General features: G+C 47.4%; 5 protein-coding genes. All 5 read right to left on the bottom strand.

Translation table 11 applies throughout. The features are described from left to right. Position 1 precedes the first annotated feature (1 nt). The gene (locus tag BDD26_RS12305; protein ID WP_244922727.1) at positions 2 to 14,128 is read right to left on the bottom strand and encodes a non-ribosomal peptide synthetase; all 14,127 of its coding nucleotides are present in this window, start codon (positions 14,126 to 14,128) and stop codon (positions 2 to 4) included. 1,057 nt (positions 14,129 to 15,185) lie between these two features. Beyond that, entirely contained in the window at positions 15,186 to 16,472 is a 1,287-nt protein-coding gene (gene entS, locus BDD26_RS12300) for an enterobactin transporter EntS (protein ID WP_051502371.1), read from the bottom strand. A 47-nt stretch (positions 16,473 to 16,519) separates the two neighbouring features. Continuing rightward, entirely contained in the window at positions 16,520 to 25,090 is an 8,571-nt protein-coding gene (locus BDD26_RS12295) for an amino acid adenylation domain-containing protein (RefSeq protein ID WP_115827554.1), read from the bottom strand. 88 nt (positions 25,091 to 25,178) lie between these two features. After that, positions 25,179 to 25,433, bottom strand: coding sequence for an MbtH family protein (locus tag BDD26_RS12290; RefSeq protein ID WP_051502373.1), 255 nt, complete (start codon positions 25,431 to 25,433; stop codon positions 25,179 to 25,181). 47 nt (positions 25,434 to 25,480) lie between these two features. Beyond that, on the bottom strand, positions 25,481 to 26,785 hold the full coding sequence (gene fes, locus BDD26_RS12285) for an enterochelin esterase (protein ID WP_115826679.1): 1,305 nt from the start codon (positions 26,783 to 26,785) through the stop codon (positions 25,481 to 25,483). Positions 26,786 to 26,796: the final 11 nt, after the last annotated feature.

Genomic DNA, 26,796 nt, shown 5'->3' with positions numbered 1-26,796 from the left:
GTTACACATCCAAAATGGTTTTCTTTTCTGAATGGAGGTGCGAATTTTCATTACTCGCATGACCAAGACGCTGAGTCAGTTGATTTAACTGCTCGATTGAAACTCCTTTAATGCCGTAATCACTCGGAGTCTTCACGCCTCCCGCCTGAGCCTGTTGCTGAGCGGTTTTGATAATAGTCATCAGGGCCTGTTCAAACGCGGTAATAAGTGCCTGTGTCTGGTGTTGTGGTAAACGGGAATTCACACTGAACTGCAATCTGCCTTCCTGCACTGCACCGTTAATATCCAGTAACAAATGGCTCTTATTGCTGTCAGCTATCATGGTTCCGCAATCGTCGCTGGTGATTGACCAGTCCTGTTCTCCCGCCTCTCCCCCTAACTGACCGAGGTAGTTGAAACTGATCATCGGCAGATTACCCGCTAAATACCCGGCCTGATGCAGAGCACCATAACCCAGCCCTTTATTCGGCACGGCCCTGAGCATCTCTTTGGTATGGATAATGGTTTCAGTCACATCGGCCTGCATTGCCAGCCGGACAGGATACAGGGTTGTAAACCAGCCTACGGTTTCAGAAACATCCAATGTATTATCGATATGTTCCCGCCCGTGACCTTCCAGCAAGATAAGGTTGTCCGGCCGTGAAAAACACGCCTGCAAGGCCAGCGTGAGGGCACTCAACAATAAGTCATTAATTTCGGTGTGATAACCGGCATTCGCCTCACGCAATAAAGTCTCGGTCAGTGCCTCAGAGATAGCCACCTTATGCTGACTGAGTTCCCCCGCTACAGGATAAGCCCTGCTCTCCGCCATGACCGGTTGCCAGTAGGATATTTCATCCTGATGGCATTCGGCATAGCGATGCACAGCGCTGACCCACTGCCGGTAACTGCTGGTTTTTGCCGGCAAGGTATTACCCTGTAGTGCGTCACTCTGTAGCAATAAACGCATATCTTCTGCAATGATCCGCCAGGACACGGCATCAATGATCAGATGGTGAAACGCAAAGAATAAGCGGGCACTCCCGTCTGCATATCCGGTCAGATGCGCTGCCTGCCACAGAGGCCCGTGACAATAATCAAAGCGGCTCTGCCATTCGGTCAGTTGCTGATGTAATGTCGCGTCATCCCACTGATTGACATCACAATGCCGTAATGCAGGCAACCATGAAGGCATACCGGCCTGATAACACTGACGGTAACCCGCTGCCGTTTCAACAAAGTGGACACGCAACATATCGTGTCGTTCAGCCAGTTGATTCAGCGCCTTTTCGATATCGCCGTGCTTGATTGTACCGGGCAGGCGGATCATAAAGGCCTGGTTCCAGTGGTGTGGCTGCGGTAACTGGCGGTTGAAGAAATCCTGCTGGACAGGCAATAAGCCAAATTCCCCGCTTAATTTGCCCTGTTCGGCCACCACACTGACTGTCTGCTGCTCCTGTGCCAGTATCTGTGCCAGACGGGCCACCGTTGGCGCTTCAAAAATCGATTTAACCTGCACAGCAAAGCCAGACTGCCGGAGTTTAGAGACCAGTTGAATACTGACAATCGAATCGCCGCCGATACGAAAGAAATTATCTTCAATGCCTACCTGTGTCAGCCCTAATATCTCCTGCCAGAGAGTACAAAGCCGGGTTTCCAGTGCATTGCGCGGTGCTACATAACTGTCCCGGTTGCCCCAGACCGGTTCCGGTAATGCCCGGCGATCTAACTTACCATTCAGGGTCAACGGCACTGACTCAATGCGGATAAAGCGGGCCGGTATCATATACTCCGGCAGACGACCGGAGAGATGTTCAGTCAGAGCGTCATCAGATATATTCCCCTCGCTCACCAGATAAGCCGCCAGCACTTTGTGACCTTCCTGCTCCCAATCAATCACTACCGCCTGTTTTACCTGCGGATGTGCCGCCAGCGCGCTTTCAATTTCTCCCAATTCAATACGGTAGCCCCGGATTTTGACCTGATAATCATTGCGTCCCAGATAGTCCAGCTTGCCATCCGGCCGCCAGCGTACCAGATCGCCGGTTTTGTACAGCCGGGTATAACCCCGTGCCCTGTCTTCGTCGGTGGCAAACGGGTTGACCACAAACCGCTCAGCGGTGAGTTCAGGCTGGTTTAAATACCCGCGTGCCACCCCGGCACCACCGACATACAGTTCCCCCGGCGCACCGATCGGGGACAGATTACCCTGTTCATCCAGCACATACAGACGGGTGTTATCGATCCCCTGCCCAATGGCCCGATCGCCGTGCTGCAACAGGTTCTGGCTGGCACACACGGTAATTTCCGTCGGACCATACTGGTTAAACAGCGTGATATGCGGCGGGACAGACAGAGCATTAAGAGCCTCTCCACCGGTGTGGATCACCTGCAAGGTTGAGCGGAATAACTCGGCAGAAAAATGGTTCATTAAGACAGTGGGAATAAAGGCTTTGGTGATCTTATGTTGATTAATAAACGCCAGCAGTTTCTCACTGTCTCCGGTTACCGCAGCGGGAGCAATATACAAGGCGGCACCGGACATCAGCACCGGGAAAACTTCAAAAACAGAAGCATCAAACACGTAATTGGAGAAAAACAGCGCTTTCACCCGCGGTGCCAGTAAATGTGTTCTGGCAATAAACTGAATCAGATTCTGAACACTGCTATGCTCCACCATCACCCCTTTTGGCTGACCGGTGGTGCCTGACGTGTAGATGATATAAGCCAGATCGGTCGGCTGGTTGATTAAGACCGGATTTTCGGCTGGCTGACCAGCGGTCACGGCCTGATCATCTGCCGCTATCAGAGCGGGCTGTTCCCCCAACAAGTGCGTGTATTCTGCCAATGGGGCCAGGTACTGTTGCTGAGTCACTATGCAGGGTGAGCGGGTGTCTTCTAAAATAAACTGAACCCGCTCTACCGGATAAGAGGGAGAGACAGGAACATAAGCACCACCGGCTTTCAGCACCGCCAGCATACTGATCACCATTTCCAGATTGCGATCCAGATACAGAGCCACGGGGGTATCAACGGGCATCGGCGCATGATGTTGCTGCTGATAATGTTGGCGAATCGCACAGGCCAGCTGGTTTGCCCGTTCATTTAACTGACGGTAGGTCAGACTTTCCTCTTCGAATACCAGCGCAATGTTATCCGGTGTGGCTGCAACCTGTACTTCAAACTGCTGCTGGAGTGTGTAATCTTGCGGATACAGAACATCTGTCTGGTTCCAGCTATTGAGCAGAGTATGACGTTCCTGTTCTGACACCACATCAATCTCCGCCAGCGTTTGCTTCTGATCCATCACAAAAGCAATCAGGACACGCTGATAGAGATCTGCCATCCGGGCTATTGTTGACTCATCAAACAAGCTGATAGCGTAATTGATACCACCCGCGATACTGTCTTTGCCGTCGGACATAAACAGACTCAGATCAAACTTGGCAGGGCTGTATAACGTGTCATCCAGATCCACGGTGCTGAATGGCAGACCTGACGCTACCTGTTGCCCTTCAGCAAAATTCTGCAATCCAAACATAATTTGGAAAATCGGGTGACGAGTCGCATCACGTTCAACTTTCAGTGCATCAATCAGCTGTTCAAACGGCATATCCTGATGGGATTTGGCCTGAGCAATAACAGTGTGTGTCTGTTTTATCAGATGAGCCACACTGTTGCCCTGCTCAAGTTGCGCCCGTAATACTAATGAGTTTACAAACATACCAATCAGTGGCTGAGTCTGGACATGGTGCCGGTTATCAGTCGGCGTTCCCAGTACGATGTCATTCTGCCCGGACAGTTTCGCCAGCATGAGATAAAAGCCACTGAGTAATACGGTAAACAGCGTCGTTTCCTGCTGTTTTGCCAGCGCCCTCAGTTGATCAGAAAGTTCTCTTTCCAACACAAAATGGAAATCCCGCCCCTGATAATCGATTTGTGCCGGTCGTGATCGGTCGGTTGGTAGTGACAAAGGTTCATAGCCCGCCAGAGCCTGCTGCCAGTACGCTAAATGACGTTCACGTACTTCCCCCTGCAAGTATTCGCGTTGCCACTTGGCGTAGTCGCCATAGGTGATATCAAGCGGCGGCAGTTGACTGTCACGGTTCGCTGACAGCGCCTGATAAATTTTTGCCAGTTCATCCATAAAGATATCGACAGACCAGCCATCAATAGCAATATGGTGCCATATCATCAGCAGGTAATGTTGTTCCGCTACTTGGTAGTGACGCAGACGCAGGCTTGGTTCAGATGCCAGATCAAACGGAATAACAAGCTCAGTACGTACCGTCTGTAACAGTGAGTGAGTTCCTTCACAAAGCTGTGACCTGAGCAGAATATGCCCATCCAGCACTTGCTGATAAGCCAACCCCTTATCATCATTACGGTAGACGGTTTTCATCACCGGATGGCGATCAACAATCTGATTAATCGCTGTTTCCAGCAGAGACAGGTCAGCACCTTCATCCAGTAACACCAGATAAGGAACATGATAAACATGAGAACCCTGTTCAAATTGTTCAATAAACAGCAACCGCTCCTGAGCAAATGACAAAGGATAACGGGTCAATTCGACATGTGGGATCACCGTGCAGCTTTGCGGCCCCATCATGTGAGCAGATAACTGAGCAACCGTTTTCAACTCAAACAACTGTATCAACGGGAGATCCACTGACAAGGTACGACGAATAGCGGCTGCCAGCTTGGTGGCCATAATTGAATTACCACCAATGCGGAAAAAGTTGTCCTCAATGCCAACTCGTTCCACTCCTAAAACCTTCCGCCAGATAGCACAAAGTTGGGTTTCCAGTTCTGTACGTGGCGCAACATATCCCCCCTTGTTCCCCCACGTTGGTTCCGGTAATGCCCGGCGATCTAACTTACCATTCAGGGTCAACGGCACTGACTCAATGCGGGTAAAACTGGCGGGGATCATATATTCAGGCAGGCGGGCTGATATATGTTCAATCAGGCTCTGATCTTCTATGCTCCCGTCAGTAATCAGATAAGCGGCCAGTGCCTTATGCCCCTCATGCTCCCGGTCAATCACTATCGCCTGTTTTACCTGTGGATGGCTCGCCAGTGCACTCTCAATTTCCCCCAGTTCAATGCGGTAACCACGGATTTTGACCTGAAAATCATTGCGCCCCAGATAGTCCAGCTTGCCATCCGGCCGCCAGCGCACCAGATCCCCGGTTTTATACAGGCGGGTGTAACCTTTAGCCTTGTCTTCAATGGTGGCAAACGGATTTGCCACAAACCGCTCAGCAGTCAGCTCAGGCTGGTTTAAATACCCGCGTGCTACACCCGCACCACCGATATACAGTTCCCCCGGTGCGCCAATCGGGGCCACGTTACCATTTTCATCCAGCACATACAGACGGGTGTTATCAATCCCCTGACCAATAGCCCGATCGCCGTGCAGCACTAAGTTCTGGCTGGCACACACGGTGATTTCCGTCGGGCCATACTGGTTAAACAGCGTGATATGCGGCGGGACAGACAGAGCATTAAGAGCCTCTCCACCGGTGTGGATCACCTGCAAGGTTGAACGGAATAACTCCGCAGAAAAGTGGCTTATATTCATTAAGGCGGTAGGAATAAATGCCCTGGTGATCTTATGCTGATTGATAAACGCCAGCAGTTGCTCACTGTCTCCGGTTACAGTCGCAGGTATGATATATAATGTGGCACCCGCTATCAGGGCCGGGAAAACCTCTGCAACAGAGGCATCAAACACATAATTGGAGAAAAACAGCGTCTTCACCTGCGGTGCCAGTAAGTGCGTTCTGACGAAAAACTGGATCAGGTTAAGGACACAGGTATGTTCTGCCATTACGCCTTTTGGCTGACCAGTGGTGCCTGACGTGTAGATGATATAAGCCAGATCGGTCGGCTGGTTGATTAAGACCGGATTTTCTGCCAGTTGCCCCGCCGTCACGGTCTGATCATCCGCTGCTATCAAAGCAGGCTGGACAGGCAGTATCTGCCTGTGTGCCTCTAATGCTGACAAATGCCGCTGTTGGGTCACCACACACGGAGCCTGAGTATCGGCCAGAATAAAGCGGACACGCTCAGCGGGATATTCTGGAGAGATCGGCACATAAGCACCGCCCGCTTTCAGTGCCGCCAGCATACTGATCACCATTTCCAGACTGCGATCCAGATACAAAGCCACGGGGGTATCAACGGGCATTGGTTCATGGTGTTGCTGCTGATAATGTCCACGAATAGCAGAAGCTAACTGATTTGCCCGTTCATTGAGCTGGCAGTAAGTCAGGCTTTCCCCTTCGAATACCAGCGCAATATGATCAGGTGTGGCTACAACCTGTGCCTCAAACTGCTGCTGGAGTGTGCAATCTTGCGGGTATGGAGTATCCGTCTGGTTCCAGCTATAGAGCAGAGTATGACGTTCCTGCTCTGACAGTACATTAATCGTGGCGAGAGATTGCTTCTGATCCACCACAAAAGTGGTCAGGACACGCCGGTAGAGATCTGCCATTCTGGTTATTGTTGCCTGCTCAAACAGATTCACCGCATAGTTGATGCAACCAGTCAGGCAAGGCTGGTCATCAGATATAAACAGACTGAGATCAAATTTGGCCGGACTATGCAGGAACTCTTCTAATTTAACGGCACTAAATGGCAGATTGGCACCGGCTGACCAGTCTTCATAGAAATTCTGCAACCCGAACATGACCTGGAAAATAGGATGACGGGCAGTATCACGCTCAATCGCCAGTGCATCCAGTAGCTGTTCAAATGGTATATCCTGATGAGCTTTAGCCTGTGCAACTACGCTGTGCGTCTGCTTAATCAGATTTTCCACACTGCCAGTCTGTTTGAGCTGCATCCGCAATACCAGCGAGTTAACAAACATGCCGATTAATGGCTGAGTCTGGACATGATGCCGGTTGTCAGTAGGCATCCCCAGTACAATGTCATTTTGACCGGACAGCCTCGCCAACGTGATATAAAAACCACTGAGCAACACAGTATATAAAGTCGTTTCCTGCTGCCTCGCCAAGGCCCTCAGTTGTTCCGATAGCCCGTATTCCAACGCAAAAATAAAGTTCTGACCTTCATAATTCACCTGTGCCGGTCGCGGTCTGTCGGTTGGCAGAGCCAGAGGTTCATAATCCGCCAATACCTGCTGCCAATATGCTAACTGCTGTTCCCTCACGTCACCTTGCAGATACTCGCGTTGCCATCTGGCATAATCACCATAGCTGATCTCCAAAGCAGGCAGTTGACTGTTACGGGATCCCAGCAGAGCGTGGTAACACTCCTCCAGCTCATTCATAAAGATGCCAATCGACCAGCCATCAACGGCGATATGGTGCCACATGAATAACAGGTAATGATTTTCAGCCACCATTTCAGCCACCATGTAGTGACACAGACGCAGACTCGGCTCTGCCGTCAGATCAAATGGTGTTGCCAGTTCAGTACGCACCGTTTGCCAAAAATCATCAGCACTCCGACAAGACTGTGATTTGAAAGCGAGTCGTTCTTCAAGTACCTGCTGATAAACTTGTCCCTCATCATCATTACGGTACACGGTTTTCATCACCGGATGACGGTCAACAACTTGATTAATTGCCATTTCCAGTAGCGGCAAACTATCTCCATCATTTAGCTGAACAAGATAAGGAACATGATATACATGGGTTCCTTGCTCAAAACGTTCGATAAACAGCATCCGTTCCTGAACAAAAGACAAAGGATAATCCGCCATTTCAACATGAGGGATCACCGTGCAAACCTGCTGCCCCATATGGGCTGCCAGTCCGGCAATCGTTTTTAACTCAAAGATCTGAACCAATGGTACATCCACCGCCAGAGCATGACGAATAGCGGCTGCCAGTTTAATCGCCAGCAGGGAATTCCCCCCGATACGGAAAAAGTTATCTTCAATCCCCACCCGCGTCAGCCCCAATACCGACTGCCAGATCATACATAACCGGGTTTCCAGTGCCGTACGCGGCGCCACATACTGTTCACGGCTCACCCAGACCGGCGCCGGTAAAGCCCGGCGATCCAGTTTGCCATTCAGCGTCAGCGGCACGGACTCAATGCGGGTAAAACTGGCCGGCACCATATACTCCGGCAGGCGGGCTGACAGATGCCCGATCAGGCTGTCATCCGACACGGTATCATCCCCCTCCCGGCTCTCCGTGACCAGATAGGCCACCAGCACGCGCTCCCCCTCGTGTTCCCGGTCGATCACCACCGCCTGTTTCACCTGCGGGTGAGTCGCCAGCGCACTTTCAACCTCCCCCGGTTCAATCCGGTAACCACGAATCTTCACCTGAAAATCATTGCGTCCCAGATAATCCAGATTACCGTCCGGCCGCCAGCGCACCAAATCCCCGGTTTTATACAGCCGGGTATAGCCCAATGCGACATCTTCCGCTGTCGCAAACGGGTTCGGCACAAAACTCTCTGCCGTCAGGGCCGGCTGGTTCCAGTAACCGCGCGCCAGACAAACACCACCAATGTACAGCTCACCCGGTGCCCCTGTCGGGGAAGGATTACCGTATTTGTCCAGCACATAGAGCCGCACATTATCAATCGCCCGCCCAATCGGCACATTACCGTGACACGCCGTGTCCGTCTCATAACAGGTGACTTCAATCGCCGCTTCTGTCGGCCCATAGAGGTTGATAAGGGCACTGTTGCCCGTCTGGATCCGGTTAAATGCCCTGACCTGCGACGCCGTCAGCGCTTCCCCGCTACAGAAAACATAACGTACTCCGGCCGGTAACTGCTGATGCATTGCCTCCAGGGTCTGGCAGAATGCCCCTAACATGGACGGGATAAAATGCAATACAGTCACGCCACTTTGCCGGATCAGTTGCTGCAACTCCACCGGCTGTTTATGTGCCTCCGGCGGAGCAATCACAATACATGCCCCTGTCCAGTTCGCCGCCAGCAATTCCCACACTGACACATCAAAGGTGTACGGGGTTTTTTGCAGTATTTTATCGGCGGGCCGGAAAGGGTAGCGCGACAACATCCAGCCCAGACGGTTCATCACACTGCGGTGAGTCAGTGCCACCCCTTTCGGCTGCCCGGTGGTGCCTGACGTGTAAATGATATAGGCCAAATCGGTGGCCCTGCTGACCGGCGGGAGATTGCCGGCAGGATAACCGGCGGTTACCGCCGGATCGTCGGCGGCAATCAGAACGGGGGCCACCGTCAGTGCCTGTGTGCAGGCGGTCAGGGCGGGCAGATGGTGGTGCTGAGTCACCACACACGGGGTCTGTGTGTCAGCCAGAATAAAGCGGGTACGCTCCGGCGGGTATTCCGGTGAAAGCGGGACATAAGCCCCGCCGGCTTTTAACACCGCCAGAATAGCGATAATCATCGCCAGACTGCGATCCAGATATAACGCCACCGGCGTATCTGCCGGCATCGGGGTCTGGCACTGTTGCTGATACTGTGCCCGGATCACGGCAGCTAACTGATTGGCCCGTTCGTTAAGCTGGCGGTAGGTCAGGGTTTCTCCGGTAAATTCCAGGGCGGCATTATCCGGTGTGGCCGCTGCCTGCGCCTCAAATTGTTGTGACAGGGTATTCTCTGACAGGCAGGGCCTGTCCGTCTGGTTCCAGCCAGACAACAGGGTATGACGCTCCTGCGCCGACAACACGTCAAGGCGGCTCAAGGGTTGCTGTGGATCTGCCACAAAAGCTGTCAATACCTGCTGATAACCTGCCGCCATCCGGGCGATGGTCATTTCATCAAACAGGCTGACAGCGTAATTGATCGCCCCTGTCAGGCAGGAAGCATCCTCAGCAATAAACAGGCTCAGATCAAACTTAGCCGGACTATACAGAGAATCATCCAACTGCACTGGGCTAAACGGCAAATCTGTGGCTGTTTGTAGTGTTTTCCCGGCGTCTTGCAGCCCGAACAGCACCTGAAAAACAGGATGACGGGACGCATCCCGCTCAACCTGAAGAGCATCAACCAACTGTTCAAACGGCATATCCTGATGGGCTTTGGCCTGAGTAATCACACCGTGAACGTGTTCAATCAGACGTTCCACACTGCCGGTCTGTTCCACCTGTGCCCGCAGAACCAGTGAATTAACAAACATCCCGATCAGGGATTGAGTCTGGGCATGGTGGCGGTTATCGGTCGGTGTCCCCAGTACAATATCGCTTTGCCCGGATAACCTCGCCAGCATGAGATAAAAACCACTCAATAAAACAGTGTATAGGGTGGTTTCCTGCTGTTTTGCCAATGCCTTTAGTTGGCCGGTAAGTTTACTTCCTAACGTAAAGCCGAAATTTCGTCCCTGATAATCTACCTGTACCGGACGGGGATGATCGGTCGGCAAAAGTAACGGCTCATACCCCGCCAGTGCCTGCTGCCAGTATGCCCGTTGACGTTCTCCTACTTCTCCCCGCAAATATTCTCGCTGCCAGTGGGCGTAGTCACCATAAGTGATTTCCAATACGGGCAGACGGCTGTCCCGCTTTTCGAGCCGGGCATGGTAAGCCTCTGCCAGCTCATGCATAAAGATATCCACCGACCAGCCATCAATGGCGATATGATGCCACATGAACAAAAGATAGTGGCTGTGACCAATCTGGTAATGGCGCAGGCGCAAACCCGGCTCTGTCGTCAAATTGAATGGTGTAGCTAATTCAGTACGCAATATTTGCCAAAGTATCTCAACACTCTCAAGAAACTGTGTTTTGAAAGCCAGCGGCTCTGTAATCGGTTGTTGATAAGCTTGATCACCGCCACTGCGGTAGACCATTTTCAGAACGGAATGACGCTCAGCCACCTGATTGATTGCACTTTCCAGTACTGATAAGCGAACTCCTTCATCCAACAGCATTAAATAAGGAATATGGTAGGCATAAGTACCCTGTTCAAACTGCTCAATAAACAGCATCCGCTCCTGAGCAAAGGACAAGGGATAACGGGCAAGCTCAATATGAGGAATGACAATAGAGACCTGCTGCCCCATTTGGGCTGCCAATCCGGCAACCGTTTTCAACTCAAACACCTGTGCCAGAGAAACATCCATTGCCAACGTCCGGCGAATGGCCGCAGCCAGCTTAATCGCTGTCAGGGAGTTGCCCCCGATACGGAAGAAGTTATCCTCAATGCCAACCCGTTCCAGCCCCAATATTTCCTGCCAGATGGCACAGAGCCGGGTTTCCAGTGCATTGCGCGGCGCCACATAACTGTCTCTATTTACCCAGACCGGCTCTGGTAATGCCCGGCGATCCACTTTACCGTTCAGGGTCAGTGGTACAGACTCAAGACGGGTAAAACTGGCCGGCACCATATATTCCGGCAAGCGGTCAGATAAGTATCTGATCAGCTTATCGTCTGAAAGTTCGCCTTCCACAGCCGTATTTTCCGCAACCAAATAGGCCACCAGGGCTTTATTACCCTCATGTTCACAATCAATCACCACCGCCTGCCTGATCTGTGGGTGCAAAGCCAGTGCGCTTTCAATCTCCCCCGGTTCAATACGATAACCACGAATTTTTACCTGAAAATCATTACGCCCCAGATATTCCAGATTGCCATCCGATAACCAGCGTACCAAATCGCCGGTTTTATACAGGCGGGTGTAACCGCGCTCTTTGTCCTTATCCGTGGCAAACGGATTTGCCACAAACCGCCCGGCGGTCAGTTCAGGCCGGTTTAAATACCCGCGCGCCAGCCCGGCCCCACCGATGTATAACTCTCCGGGCGCACCAATCGGTACAGGCTGCCCGGTATGATTCAATACATAGGCAGACAGGTCATTTAACGGCCGGCCAATATTGGATGCTGTTATCGCGTCGTCCCGGGTTAATTTCCTGTAGGTAACATGTACGGTTGTTTCCGTGATCCCATACATATTAATCAGGGCCGGGGATTGATCGCCGTAACGGTTCCACCAGGGTTTTAATTGAACCGGGTTCAGTTTATCGCCGCCGAAAATCACGTAACGAAGGTGGGGAAATGCAGCATCCATATTCAATGACGCCTCAATAAAGGCGTAAAATGCCCCCGGCGTCTGATTTAATACGGTAACTTTCTGATCAGAGCAGAGGCGGCTGAATCTGCCGAAATCCTTCGTGTATTCTGTTGTCGGGATAATCAGACGCCCGCCATAGAGCAAGGCACCCCATAATTCCCAGACACTGAAATCAAAGGTGTAAGCATGGTAAAGCACCCAGGTATCATTCTGGTCAAACTGATAATCTCCCTGAGTGGCCGCGAATAAACGGACAACATTATGATGGGTCTGCAACACGCCTTTCGGTTGCCCGGTCGTACCCGATGTATAGATGACGTAAGCCAGATCCGCAGCTGTATTCACAGAAGCCGGATTTTCTGGCGGCGGGTTTTCTGTCACGGCCTGATCATCCGCAGCTATCAATGCCGGCGGCTTAACCCGCGTCTGGGTATATTTCCCCAGTGTTGCCAGATACTGCTGTTGGGTCACTACACAAGGTGATGCCGTATCTTGCAAAATAAACCGGATCCGCTCAGGCGGATATTGCGGAGATATCGGCACATAAGCCCCGCCGGCTTTCAGCACCGCCAGTATGCTGATCACCATTTCCAGACTGCGATCCAGATACAAAGCCACCAGCGTATCAGCAGGCATAGGGACATTGTGCTGCTGCTGATAGTGTGCCCGGATTACCGCGGCCAACTGGTTCGCCCGTTCATTTAACTGGCGGTAAGTCAGTGTTTCCCCTTCAAACACCAGCGCCACGCTGTCCGGTCTGGCTGCGGCCTGCACCTCAAATTGCTGCTGGAGAGTACAGGTTTGCGGATACGGTATATCGGGCTGGTTCCAGGTATGCAGTAATGTTTGGCGTTCCTGCTCTAATAAAATAGGTAACTCACTGACTAACAATGCAGGATTGTTGATTAAGGCAACGAATAGGTTTTGTAATCGTTCAAGTATCCGGCTGATATCCAGTTCACTAAAATATTCCTGCCGATAATCGATCGTTATTTTTAATTCCTGATCATATCCATAATCTTTCAATCGAAAGACGATAGGATAAATATTAAATACTCCATCTACGTGATAATACTGATTTTCAGAAACTTCAGAGGCTGACTCAGAAAAGCGTTCATAAAAAATAGATATATTAGGTAAGGAAAGCCTGTGTTGATTAGCTAATCGGATAAGATGAGATTGAGGGAATTTACAGTGATAGTAACCACTTTTCAGTTCGGACTCTATCAATCTAATCTGTTCAATCACACTTGCTGTATTAGAAATGTGACAATGCACTGGATATATATTTGCACTCATGCCAACAATATATTTTTCTGATTTTTTCTTTCTTCCATGAGTGATCGTGTTAAAAGTTAACTCTTGTTGCCCGGTAAGTTCAGACATCATCATAACGACCAGGCCTGAAAAAATAGCAAGCAGATTAGTCTGATATCTTTTACAAAAAAAACGCAAATCCTCTTTAATTGAAAGAGGTAATATTAACGTTCCATAATTACTTCCTGTATTTGAGTAACAAGGCGTTAATTGATGTATTTCATTTTCTTTTAGAAAATTAAGCCAATAATTTTTATCTTTTTCATAGTGAGGTTTATTTAGATATTCTCTTGCCTTGGCAATTACAGCCAAATATTGTGGAATGTCTGATAACCATGCTATTGATGTTCCATCCTTAAGACATTTATATAATTTATGGACATACTCATGGAGCCGGTAAATACCGACACCATCAATCATAATATGGTGGATTTTAGAGAAAAAGTAATACTTTTCATCAGCCAGACGGATCAAGAAAATCTGGTATGGGGTTTCCTTTAAATAATCTATCGGAATTTCAATTTGTTGCCGCATCCAGAGTTTTGCTTCTTTTTCAGGTTCAGCCTGCATGGCAACATCATGAAATATAATTGTTTCCGGTTTACTCTGTTCTTCAAGATATTGTATCGCTTCATTATCTGCATTAACCGATATACGCAAACGCAACATATCAATATGTTGATGCAGCACATTCCATACTTTTTGCAAAAGGGCTATATCAATCTCTTTTTCTATAAAAGTATACCAACCGAGATTGTGTATTGGACTATTTTCATAAAGTGCCTGTTCGTAAAATACATCCTCCTGAGAAGGATGAAGATTATATAAATTCGAATTCAACGCACTTTCAGGTATTCTCATAATAAATTATACGAATGCATTCCGTTCGCAAGTCACTTGCACTCTATGACACAAACGAGTAGATTGCAGCTCTATACCCAACCTAAATCAATTCATGCTTTGGTATTCATGTAATCCACTATTCGAAATCTAACGCTTTTTCACCTTTCCCGGCTTATATTACTATTTAATCTGGTAAGTCTCGTTATTATCTATCGTTGCATCACTACAGAGATTCTCGCAATCTTTCAGCATTCTCCTTCATACAAAAATAGTTGATATTTATCAGTATTAATGGTTAATGCTCTCCATTACTGATATAAGTTACTTTATATTTCAGTTACTCTGAATAACTATTTACACCTTTCATATCTTATTTTAATTATAACCATGATTTATTACTCGATATTAAATCGGCACAGTTATTTATCTGCATAATTTTGATTGTCATTTAGATTCAAGTCCACATTATTTTTTATTTAATACAGGGTGTTTTTTAATTATTACGGAGGGAGAAATAAAACAAATTATATAGTTCCTAAATTACATGCTGATATTTGATTTGTTATTCAGAAGATATAACAGGCAGGTGAACACTGAGAGAAGGTAAAACTTTTTATTAAGGCATAACTAAGATATCTATTTTAAATAAGGGAATATTTATTCTTCTTAAAGTAAGAAATAATTAATTTTGGAGAAAAAACTTAAACTTCTTAAATGGTGGTATTCTCGTGATTACAAACATCATTATGGCTGTGATGATAAGCGGAAGAAAGGCGAGAATTATACTGGTGTTACAGTAAATAAACTTTCATCATAGTAACATACGTATTTTTTCCATTCCCGTTTGTTGCCCCCGATGAAAATGAGTTCATAAACACTTCAACGCATTTCAAGAGTTGCCATAGTTATCTAAAATCAACATGATGCTTTTTGCCTGGCGATATTGGTAACTAACCTTATTTTAATAAAACTTAATAACATCATAACAATCCATGTTATGGTGTTATTTTGAAACATTGGAAGAGTTCTTTATTTCCGTTAACTATGGTTTCAATTAATTATCACTTTGCTGAGACTCATGTTCTAAGGTACTTGTTTCTGATAATGGTATGCTGTCACGCAGTGTAGAATGACGTAAAGGTTTTACTACCGCTGCAAGCAACAAGCAGGCAAGTGCAGCAAAAATTCCAAACGAAAAGACGGTTATTACCGGAGATAGCAAACGTCCCATAAAACCTAATCCCAATGCTCCTAAAGAATCACCAGTAACATCTTGAGCAGTGACAAAACTGTTCACTCGCCCCAATAAATGATCCGGTGTATGACTCTGAACCAGGGTAAATTGCAGTAAGGATGCAAATGCATTCAAATATCCATAACAAACCAACACAAGTAATGCCAAAACGATATTTGTGACGATCCCTAGCATGGATAACGTGATAAAGGCGCACAGAGCACATATAACAAGCAGAATACCAGGTCGGGCACTTCGTCCTATCCAGCCGCTGGTAAAGGCTCCGAGCATGGCTCCCAGAGGGACAGCGGAATACATCAACCCCGTTGCTGACGGCCCTTGGTGGTATACTTCCTGAGATAAGGCAGGAAATAGAATACGCACTGCTCCTGCGATACTGATCATCATCCCCACCAATATGACACTGCCCACAATTTTATGCTGACAAACAAATTTCACTCCGCTTACCAGTGCACTGATTGGATGTTCTTGTTTACTTGGCTGAGGCTTCATTTCAGGGAGTCTCATCAGGGGTAACAATGTGGCTAATGTACCGATTGCTGCAACGGCAAAGTTCCATCCTGGCCCACCAGCAACAATAATAATGCCTGCCAATGCCGGTGAAATAATGGCGCCTATGCGCACAGTAATCATGCTCAAGGCACCTGCCGCAGCCAAGTTCTCCCGCCCGACTAAATTTGGGATTGCTGCCATTAATGCCGTCATACCCAACGCACCAAAAAAACCATCCCAAATAGAAAGAAAATAGAGCATATACAGGGACGGAGAGTCTAAAAATGCGTTAAAGCTCAGTGCGACAAAACCGAGGCCACAAGTGCCTCGGGCAAACAAAATGAGTTTACGTCTATCATAACGATCAGCCAGTATTCCCCCTAAAATTAACCCGATGAACATACCGACTCCGTCCAGTGCAACCACAATTCCCACCTGTAAGGTAGATCCTGTCAGAAACTGCATTTGGACAGGAACACCAACCGTCAGCATTCCTAATGCAAAGACAGATAACATACGGGCAATAAAGATAGCGCGGAAATGGGCATTATTTTTAAGTAAACTAAAATCCAAAAAAATTGATGAAGTAGCCATAATGTTCTATACGGTGCGTTAAATACGATAAAGTTAATTGCGGTAGCTTAATTACGGCGCCGTTTCAGCAAGCTATTCAACAATGGGCCCCACTGCGCCAATGAACCTGGAGAAAGGATATCTGCATGTTCACAATCTTGCCGATAAACCCTTAAATGACGAATCCAAGGTGCCCATGTCTCCTCAACATCCAATTCAGGCGGCAATGTTCGGGTAGCCACAAACAACGTAGCTTCGCCATCATATTGCTGATTAACAGCGGATAATAAACCGCGGACAGCGTCTCGATAGTTAGCCACGATATCTTCAAACATTGCCTGCCTTTCCTTACGCAGTGGCGGATCATGCTCATCTTCTGTAGCTGCCATAAACTCTGCCTGTTCACGGGCAATTTCCTGTCTGGCTTCTTCTTCGCTTAATCCTCCCCAATCCTGGCCTTCTGGAGGATAAGCATCCAATAAGCCTAAGAAAGCAACTTTCTCACCTTCTTGCTGTAAACGAATTGCCATTCCCTGAGCCAACATTCCTCCCAGAGAATAACCCAACAAGTAATAAGGCCCATGAGGTTGGATATTTCGTAAGGTTGCCAAATGACGCGTGCACATTGCGTCAAGACTATCGCAGTCAGCAATTACACCGTGAGGACGAGGGGATTGTAATCCGATAATCGGCCAGTCCCCCTCCAGATAACGCAGCAACCCACTATATTGCCAGGCAAAACCTGACGCTGGATGCACACAGAACAGTGCTGGCCCGTCTCCTTCCCTCAACGGTAAGACTTCTCCTATTCCACAGTTTTCGGCCAAATTTTTCTTCTGTTCATCAACCAGCAGTGCACTCAATTTTTCTACACTTCGCGCGACCATAATATGACCGACTGAAACACGGAGGTTAAGGTGTCGATGTATTTCGGCTGCCAAACGCATTGCCAGCAACGAATGTCCTCCCAAAGCAAAGAAATCATCATCAGCCCAAACAATCTCGCACTCTAAAATTTTCGCGAACAACCTAGCCAGCTGACTTTCCAAACCCACCTGTGGTAACCTGCCTGTCGTTAATTTCTCTGGCATCGGGAGTGCTTTGCGATTCAATTTTCCATTGGCACTCAATGGAAATTTTTCCTGTATTACATAGCTGACCGGCAGCATATAAGCAGGCAATCGTTTCATCATCATTTGTTGCAATGCTTCAATATCCAATGTCACACCTGATTGCGGGATCACCCAAGCAATTAGCTGACGCGCATCAACATTATCCATTGTCTGACTTGACTTACCTAACTCGCGTGCAGCAACCGCAGCCTGAGCCACTTCTGGCTGTTCTAGTAAAACTTGTTCAATTTCACCCAGTTCAATACGCTGACCACGTATTTTCAATTGATCGTCACTGCGTCCAAGATATTCAACCTCACCGTTTTCTGACCAACATGCAATATCCCCCGTTCGGTACATCCGCTTACCCGATGCAAACGGATCAGCCACAAAACGACTGGCAGTCAAATCAGCCCGGTTCAGGTAGTTTGTGGCTAACTGAATACCACTGAGATAAAGATCACCTGCTACTCCAATGGGAACAGGGCGCAACCAAGGATCTAAAATACGCAATTGCGTATTCCATACCGGCTGGCCGATTGGGACACCGGGGCTACTGCAACGCTGCAATGCCTCACCAAATGCTGGTTGCCATGTCACATCCACCGCCGCCTCTGTTGGCCCATAAAGATTATGTAAAGGTGCAGTTATCAGCATTTGATAGCGATACGCCAGTTCACATGACAAGGCTTCTCCACTACAGAAAACACGTCTCAAGCCACGGCAGAAAGGCGCTTCTGGTTTTTGTAACGCTAAAGAATCCATGAAAGTTGCCAGCATTGATGGCACAAAATGCAATGTCGTGACATGATAATCATCAATCAGTTGCCGAAGGATTATGGGATCGCGATGTGCTTCTGGTGGTGCCATCATTAACTGAGCACCTGTCATCAACGGCCAGAAAAACTCCCATACAGAAACATCAAAACTACATGGTGTTTTCTGCAATACCACATCATCTGTAGTCAATGAGTAAGCGTCCTGCATCCACAATAAACGGTTAACAATGGCTTGGTGGTTCACCACTACACCTTTTGGTCGCCCTGTAGAGCCTGATGTATAGATAATGTACGCAGCATGTTCAGGCGTCACATTGGCGGCAGGATGGACAGGCTGTTGTGTTTCATCTGCCAATGTATCCAGCAACAACAAAGGTGCCTGATTAGCAAGACGTGCCTGATATTCACTTTCGGTAATCACTAATCGAGGTTGAGCATCTTTCAGCATAATGATTAAGCGTTCATCAGGATAACCGATATCAAGAGGCAACCATGCCGCCCCTGCTTCCAGAATCGCCTGTAACGCCAGACTTAGCCGAACCGAACGTGATAATGCAACCCCAACAATATCCCCTGCCTGTACACCCGCTTCAATTAGACGATCAACTAATAGCCGGGTTTGCAGGCGCATTTGCTGGTAGGTCAGACGATGATGACAATCCAACAACGCCAAATCGTCAGGCGTTTTGCTTGCCTGCTCAATCACAGTCTGATGAAGTGTTTTGGAAGGAATATCATGATCAGTGTTATTAACTTTCTCAATTAACGCGGCTTCATCGGCGGATTGTAAGCTCCACTCCCGCAGAGCAATCTCAGGCCGTTCGATTAATTGTTGGAACAAAAACAGTATACGTTGCGCCAAATGCTCAGGCTGTTTAACGCTTTCACGATATTCCATTAATAAACGCAGACGCTCACCCGGCAATACCAGTAACGTCAAAGGATAGTGGGTATAACCACGGTTATTGATTCCCTGGCAGATTATGCTTTCAATATTTTCTTTATTTCCTTTGTCCTGTTCCACATCAGGATAATTTTCAATCACCAATAAAGTATCAAAAAGCGTACCAGTACCTGCAATTTGCTGAATTTCACCCAGACCAATATTGTCATGTTCAATCAATTGGATCTGCTGTGCTTGTAGCTGTTCTAGTTGAGGTAATAGAGGTTGCTCCATATCCAGAATCACGCGAACTGGTAAGGTGTTACTAAACAGCCCGACATGTTGATCCACCCCGTCAATCTGCCCAAACCGTCCCGATACAGGAGAGCCGAAAACAACATCAGATGAGCCACTTTGTATACTCAATAGCAGCGCCCAAATCCCTTGCATCAATGTATTGAGCGTTAAACCACGTTGCTGACACAAGTCAGTCAATGCCTGTTCCATCTCTGGTACGAATAATATTTCAAGCTCTTTAACCTCACCAGTATGGAGTTGTTCACCAAATAAACATGTTGGTTGAACACCTTTCAATACCTGTTGCCAACATTGACGAGAAGGCTCCGTTTCACGCGCCAATAATTGCTGAACTACGTCTTGATAACGTATTTCAGGTGTATGTATCTCTGGTTTATGCAGGGCTTGCTCGCCTTGATTCAACAATGTCAAAAGGTCTCGTATCAGAATAGGTGTTGACCAGCCATCAACGATCAGATGATGAACATTTAGCAATAGTGTATGACGTAAGCTTTTACCGTGGTGCACCAGCAATGCATGTAACATCGCTGCTGGCTGTTGAAAAAGGTTCCGCGTGAGTTCTGCTTTTTCCAGTTCTCGTAACGCTCTCTCCTCCTCTTCCGTCGTCAACTCAGGCAATTGATGAAAATCAAGTGTCCAATAATCTTTGTCATCAGAAATGATGGGTATTAATTGCAGTGGAGAGATGTATTGTTCAGTATCAAATTTCGCGGCAATCTGAGGATGATACCGAACTAAAACTGACAGCACCCGACGTAACTCAGTAACAGATAATGACCCGAATAGAGAAAGGCGTGTCAATGAGTTGTAGCTACCATGCTCGGTCGCTGTCTGTGCATGGAATAATAACCCTTGTTGCAGTGGTAGTAACGGTAATACGGCTGATAGTGGGCCATAACGCTCGGTCAACTGAGTGAGATCATTCTCTTCAATATCTGATAGCCCAGTTTCTGCTGCGACTAGAGTTGCCATAGCCTGTAAGGACTGCTGTCTGGCGAACTGGATTAAGCAATCAGCCGCCCATACCATACCACCATGTAATTCCGCAATATCTTGATGGCTGAAAATACCATCAACCCATTGCCAATTAATCACCAGCTGTGGCGTGTTGCCCTGCTCATCCACAAACAAATTGATTTCTAAGCTGTGGCTTAAGGACATTTCAGGATCTTGATAAACCGCAAAAGTATCCTGGAAAAGATTCTTAGTTTGTCGTGGTGTCCATAAGTGATCTGTCTCAACAAAGCGCCCCAGATAATTAAATAAGATCTCTGGTGTCTCTTGCGTTGCCAGTATTTCCCGCCCTGTTTGATCAAGATAGCGCAGCAAGCCATAACCTACTCCACGATCGGGGACTGCCCGCAAAACGCTTTTCACCGCCCTGACTATTTCAGAAATAGCTATATCAGAAGTCACGATCTCAGTGGGTTGGTGTTCTCCTGTTAGTGGCAAACTTACCACTATAGGGTACTCAGCGGTTAACCAGCCAACTGTGCGAGCTAAATCGCCTGTTTGATCTAATTCAATGCGACCATGAGATTCTAACTGGAAACGTAACTTATTGACGTTAAAATGGCGATAACAAGCCATTGCCACTATTGTTAATAAGATTTCTTCAATATTAGCGTGGTATTGCTTTGGCAATATTCCTAATAACGCAACTGTTTGCTCGCCGCTCAATAATGTTCGCTCCTTACAGGAGGTTATTTGGCGATCCCGCTGAACGTCCAGCGGGCGCTGTCCTAAAAGGGGTGTTTTTTCATTTAGCATTTGTTGCCAAAAAGGCAGTTCAGCTACACGTTGTGGCAGATTTTGGCGTAGATAATCATTCCAATCGTACAGAGTGTACTCTTCTGCGGGTAAGACTATGGGCTTACCCGCGATTGCTGCTTCTACTCCCTGACGCAATTCATCCAATAATATTCGCCATGAAACGCCATCTGTTGCCAGATGGTGAATAACAAGCACTAATCCTTTAGATACCCCCCTATGTTGCAATAAACAAGCATGGAATAACCGGCCGCTTGCAGGTTCCAAACGCACAACCGCATCATGGAAAGCTTGCTCTGCACAGGCTTCAATATCTGCGCAATCTTGCCATATGCTGTAATAAGTTGTTTCGGATAACGAAATCGACTCACCTAAAACCAGCCGATCATCACGAGTAAATGCGCGTAGTACAGGATGCGCTTGTTCTAAGGCAACCAATGCTTGTGATAAGTGTTGCGGCCGCAATTCTGCGGGAACATGTATAAATACACCGTGGACAAAACGGGCGTTAATGCCATGAAAATCAGCAAACCAATGTAAAATAGGCAGGCTATCAATCGCCCCTTTCTGAATGCGTGCAGGAGCAGGCTTAACCATGGCAATAGGCGTCATCTTCAACGCCATGCGCGCAGGTGTACGTTCATTGAAAATATCCCGCGGACGTAACTGCCAACCAAGGCGACGTAATTGCGTTCCTAGCGCCATCGCAGAAATACTGTCTCCCCCCAACACAAAAAAGTCATCATCTGTACTGACTTCTTGCACGCCTAATAAGCTGGAGAGTGTGTCACAAATGGATTTTTCCTGCTCACTTTCCGCTTTTCTGCCTACTGACAATTGAAGTTGCTGTGGTTTGGGTAATGAATTACGGTCTATTTTGCCATTAACCGAAATAGGTAGGGTTTCCAATACCATTAAGAAGGAAGGAACCATATAATCAGGCAGTTTTTTTGCCAGTGCAGCCAGCAAAAGAGCAGCGATATTAGGTAAAGCACGTTGTTGCTCATCAGGTACAGCGCAATACCCCACCAATCGATATGTTGCACCGATAGGTTCAGCAATTACTACCGCAGAACTCACCTCTGGCAAATCAACCAGAGCATTTTCTACTTCACCTAATTCAACGCGAAAACCTCGCACTTTAACCTGATGATCCACTCGGCCAATAAATTCAAGCAACCCATCAGGACGCCAACACATAAGATCACCACTGCGATACATCACTTTGCCGTGACGGAATGGATTGGCGACAAAGCGTGTTGCCGTCATCCCTGGGCGGCGCAAATAACCACGGGCGATACCCGCCCCGGAGAGATACAGCTCTCCCGCTGCACCAATTGGCACGGGTTGTAAGTAACGGTCTAAAAGCCAAATATCGGTATTAGCAACAGGGCGCCCAATTACGGGCTGATCGGCCATCCGAATACTGCTCCCCAGCGTATCAATAGTATATTCGGAAGGACCATAATAGTTGTGGATATCAATTTGCGGCTGCTGTTTGAGTAATTCCCATAACCGTGGTGTAGCAGCTTCACCACCGATCATAATGAACGCAGGTTGGTGATTACCTTTTTCCAACAACCCACTATCGATAAGCTGAATCAAGAAGGAAGGCGTAATATCCATGATATCAATCGGTAGCAGATTCATCTGCTGTACCACTCCCCACGCATCCCGCCTCAGTTCCTCATCAAAAATATAGAGTTCACTGCCTAAGATCATACAAAACAGAGGCTCCCAAGAGGAATCAAAGGAGAAAGATGCAGTATGTCCCGCTCGTGCTCGTCGGCCATGTCGCCGATAAAAATTCTTGATGGCAGGCCCAAATAAATGCGTCGCATGGGAGGTTAATAAATTCAGCAACCCGCTATGTGTGCTCATCACACCTTTTGGTTTGCCTGTAGATCCTGAGGTGTAGATCATATAAGCCAAGTGTTCACCACGCAATTTTTCCCGTCGTTCTTCGTCAGTGACGGGTAATGGGGATAAACGGGAACACTGCGTCGTTATCTGTGGATCATCCAGACAGATGACTTTAGGAGTTTCAGGCATCTGTTCCAGTGTATTCAAGTGGGTAATCAGCAAGGCTGACTGAACATCATCACACATTAACTGTAAACGTTCCTGTGGATAATCGAGATCAAGAGGGATGTAAGCTGCACCGCTGGCCAATACACCCAAAATAGCAATAATTGAATCCACTGAACGAGGAATGCCAATAGCAACCACATCCTCAGCACCCATTTCCTGTAATACCAAGAAACGTGCAAGCTGCATCACTTTTGCCATCAATTGATAGTAAGTAAGCTGTTCATTGTGACAACGTATAGCGATAGCATCAGGCTGCCGTTCGACCTGTTGCAAAAAGAGATCCAGTACAGAAACACGATCTACAGGCAGTTGAGTTTTCGGCCCACATGACCAGCTATCAAGCCGTTGTTGTTCTTGTGGTGGAATGAGTGGGATGAACGCAATAGATTGCTGCGGCTGCATGAGCAATTGATTCAACAAATAGCTGATCCGCTCAGCATGCCACTGTAATGTTTGCTCACTATACTTTTTTCGATTCGCGATAAGTGTCAGATGAAGCTGATCATCATAACAACACAATTCAAAATCTAAATCATCCACCGGCCCCATCGCGAGTGTATGTGTCTTGGTAGGTTTATTATCTAATTTCAACGTTTCATGATAGATTTTGTAATTAAAAACGGGTCCATAAAGCGCATTGTTGCTACCGGATAATCCCAGATCACAACGCAGTTGTTCGGCTTCATATCGCTGGTAACGACGAACTTGCTTCATTTCATCCACAAACGCTTTTGCGACTTCTGCCAGGGACATCCTGTCTTGCAATTTTATTTGCAATGGCAAGAGATTGACTACTGGTCCCATCGCACAAAGTGCTTGAGATCCCAGACGCCGCATAAAAGGAAAACCAATAGACAGATGTTTTTCTCCACTCATGCGATAGAAATAGATGCAGAGTGCAGCCATTACAATTTCAGCCGGCTGGAATTGCCGCAGTAAATCATCTTCCCTTAATGAAACAAACTGAGTAAGTGGAAAATGGCAATGACAATTCAGAGGTAATGTATTGTTATTATTAATAATATCTTCAACAGAAAGCGAAACGGCAACACCTCGTTCATGGGTATGCTTTTGCCAAAATATGGCTGACTCTGCTTTCGCAGAGGATTGTTCCCAACTCTGATACTCTTTGACGACTAATTCAAAGGAACAGAAAGGATTCTCAGTTGGCTGGCGGCCTGAACTTAACGCATTATAGATATCAATAATGCGTCGGGTCAGGGCATCAAAACTGAAGCCATCCAACATAAGATGGTGAAAGCGCTGATACCAGAACCAGCGTTCTGGCTGGGCATCAACCTTCATGATCACTTGTCGATATAGAGGACGTTCTCCATCGGCGGGTAACTCAGCAGCCAGATCTGTCTGCATTAATTCCTGTGATCGACTTTCTCCCTTTTCGCTCTGACTCTGCCCATGAGAGAAATCAAACCACTCAGGAGCAACCACCTGTTGCGCATTACGGAAAACCGGAATTTGCTGCACAGGTTCTCCCTCTTCATTAATAAAATATCGCGCGTGAATGGTATCAGCCTCAACCAAACCCTGGCGGATAGCTGCATCAAATAGGGAGCAATCCAGTGCTCCATTAATTTCAATATAATGCGCAATGGTAAACACATTACGATGGTTAGCAAGTTGGTCAGCCACCCAAATTCCAGGCTGAGCAGCTACTAGCGGCAACATTAGATCGGTGGATTTAATTTCAGAAAATTGCAATACATTGGGCACGTTTGATTTCCTTTCTTATCGATAGGTTAAACCACCAGCATTATCAATTTGATTTATCCGTGGTTCGCGCAGATGGTTTATGTGGATCGCGATTGCGCAGACTGGCCGGGCGCATATCCACCCAGTGCTCTTCAATGTATGCGATACAAGCGGCCCGTGAACTTGGGCCAATAACCCGTTCCCAACCTGCGGGTTGTGCCGCAAAGGCGGGCCAAAGGCTATGTTGTTGTTGATTGTTTATCAGTACATAAAAAGTGGCTTCGTCATCATCAAAAGGATTCTTTTGTTCCAAATTCATTTTTTAATTCTCATCAATTCTTAGATTTCAATAATCGGTTTGTCGTATCATTTTTTAGCCAGCAACCAACTAAGGCCATCAATTAACCCACCGCGCCAACACAACACATCATGCCCCCCATTAAACACGCGATAATTCACGTTGTGCCCTGCCCCTTGCAACGCAACATGCATTTGATCATTTACAAAATGGATATCAGCTTCACGGGAACCCGCTTCCTGAAAGATTTTTAATGACGAAGGAATAACTTTTTGCCCAAGAACCTGCTGTGTCAGCCAACCGGGTTTATGCTCAGAAGATGACATAAACTGTCGAACAATTTTGCTATCAGGCCACCAGAAAGATCCCGATTGTGTGAGAACACAGCCAAAACGTTGTGGCCAATGGAGTGCGGCATACAATGCCGCCAGCCCACCGTAACTCTGCCCTGCTATAACCGTTTGTTCAGGTTTATCGCTAAAAGCCGCATACTGTGCAACAAGCGGCAACAATTCATTCTGAATCGCTTGCCAAAAATCTGGGTTGCAGGGAAGTTCCCGCTCTCGATGCGACATATCAATAACATCAATCAACAGCAAAACCGCCTCTGGCATCTGCCGTTTTTCAGTCGCTACATCAATCACCGGAAAAACCGGCATTCTCTCCGCCCAAGTCAACCCATCCAACAGAATGATGAGAGGGCGAGGGTGCGTACTTTCTTTCCCTGTGGAATAAAGCCAAACACGCCTTTGATTGTTAAGCCGCTCACTGTGCCAGTGCAAAAGCAAAGGCTCTCGTTTATCTGGCTGCGCAGTATGATTTGGGCGGGTTCCATCAATTAATGACCATGCAACCTGTTCAGGAGCATGGGGCATATGAATTGCCGATAAAAGCAAACCAAGCCCATTACAATGAGGTCCCTGTAAATTAAAAGGATCTGGAATGGATAACGGAAAGAGTGAAATCCACCATTCACGTTGTTGTTGATTACGCTGTTTGGTTTCGTCGGAAAATTTGGGGGGCAAATGTGCGTCAGTAACAGGTATAAATCGATAACTTCCTCTCCAGCTATCTTCAAGGTTCACTGACCAATACCAGATATCCGTTCCAGGCAATCGTTGCAGGCTCTGTGGTTGCGGAAGGTGATGATCAGTGATGCCATTGATATCAATATAGACTTGGCGAAAAGGTGAGTTTTGTTCGTCCCCATGAGGATCTCGCCAAAGGAAGGTTGTTTTAACTTGATGATTCTTGCAAATTTCTATAATGGGCGTTCCCAAAATAGCAATATTTTTCCACCATAATTCACTACCAACATTAGGAGCAGATAATAAATTATCTACTGTGCCTGATAGCTGAAATACTAACTTCATCCCTTTATCCC

Source organism: Xenorhabdus cabanillasii, assembly GCF_003386665.1.
GTDB classification, from domain to species: domain Bacteria; phylum Pseudomonadota; class Gammaproteobacteria; order Enterobacterales; family Enterobacteriaceae; genus Xenorhabdus; species Xenorhabdus cabanillasii.
The sequence above is the reverse complement of the archived record's forward strand: the minus strand, read 5'-3'. Positions and strand labels throughout refer to the sequence as shown.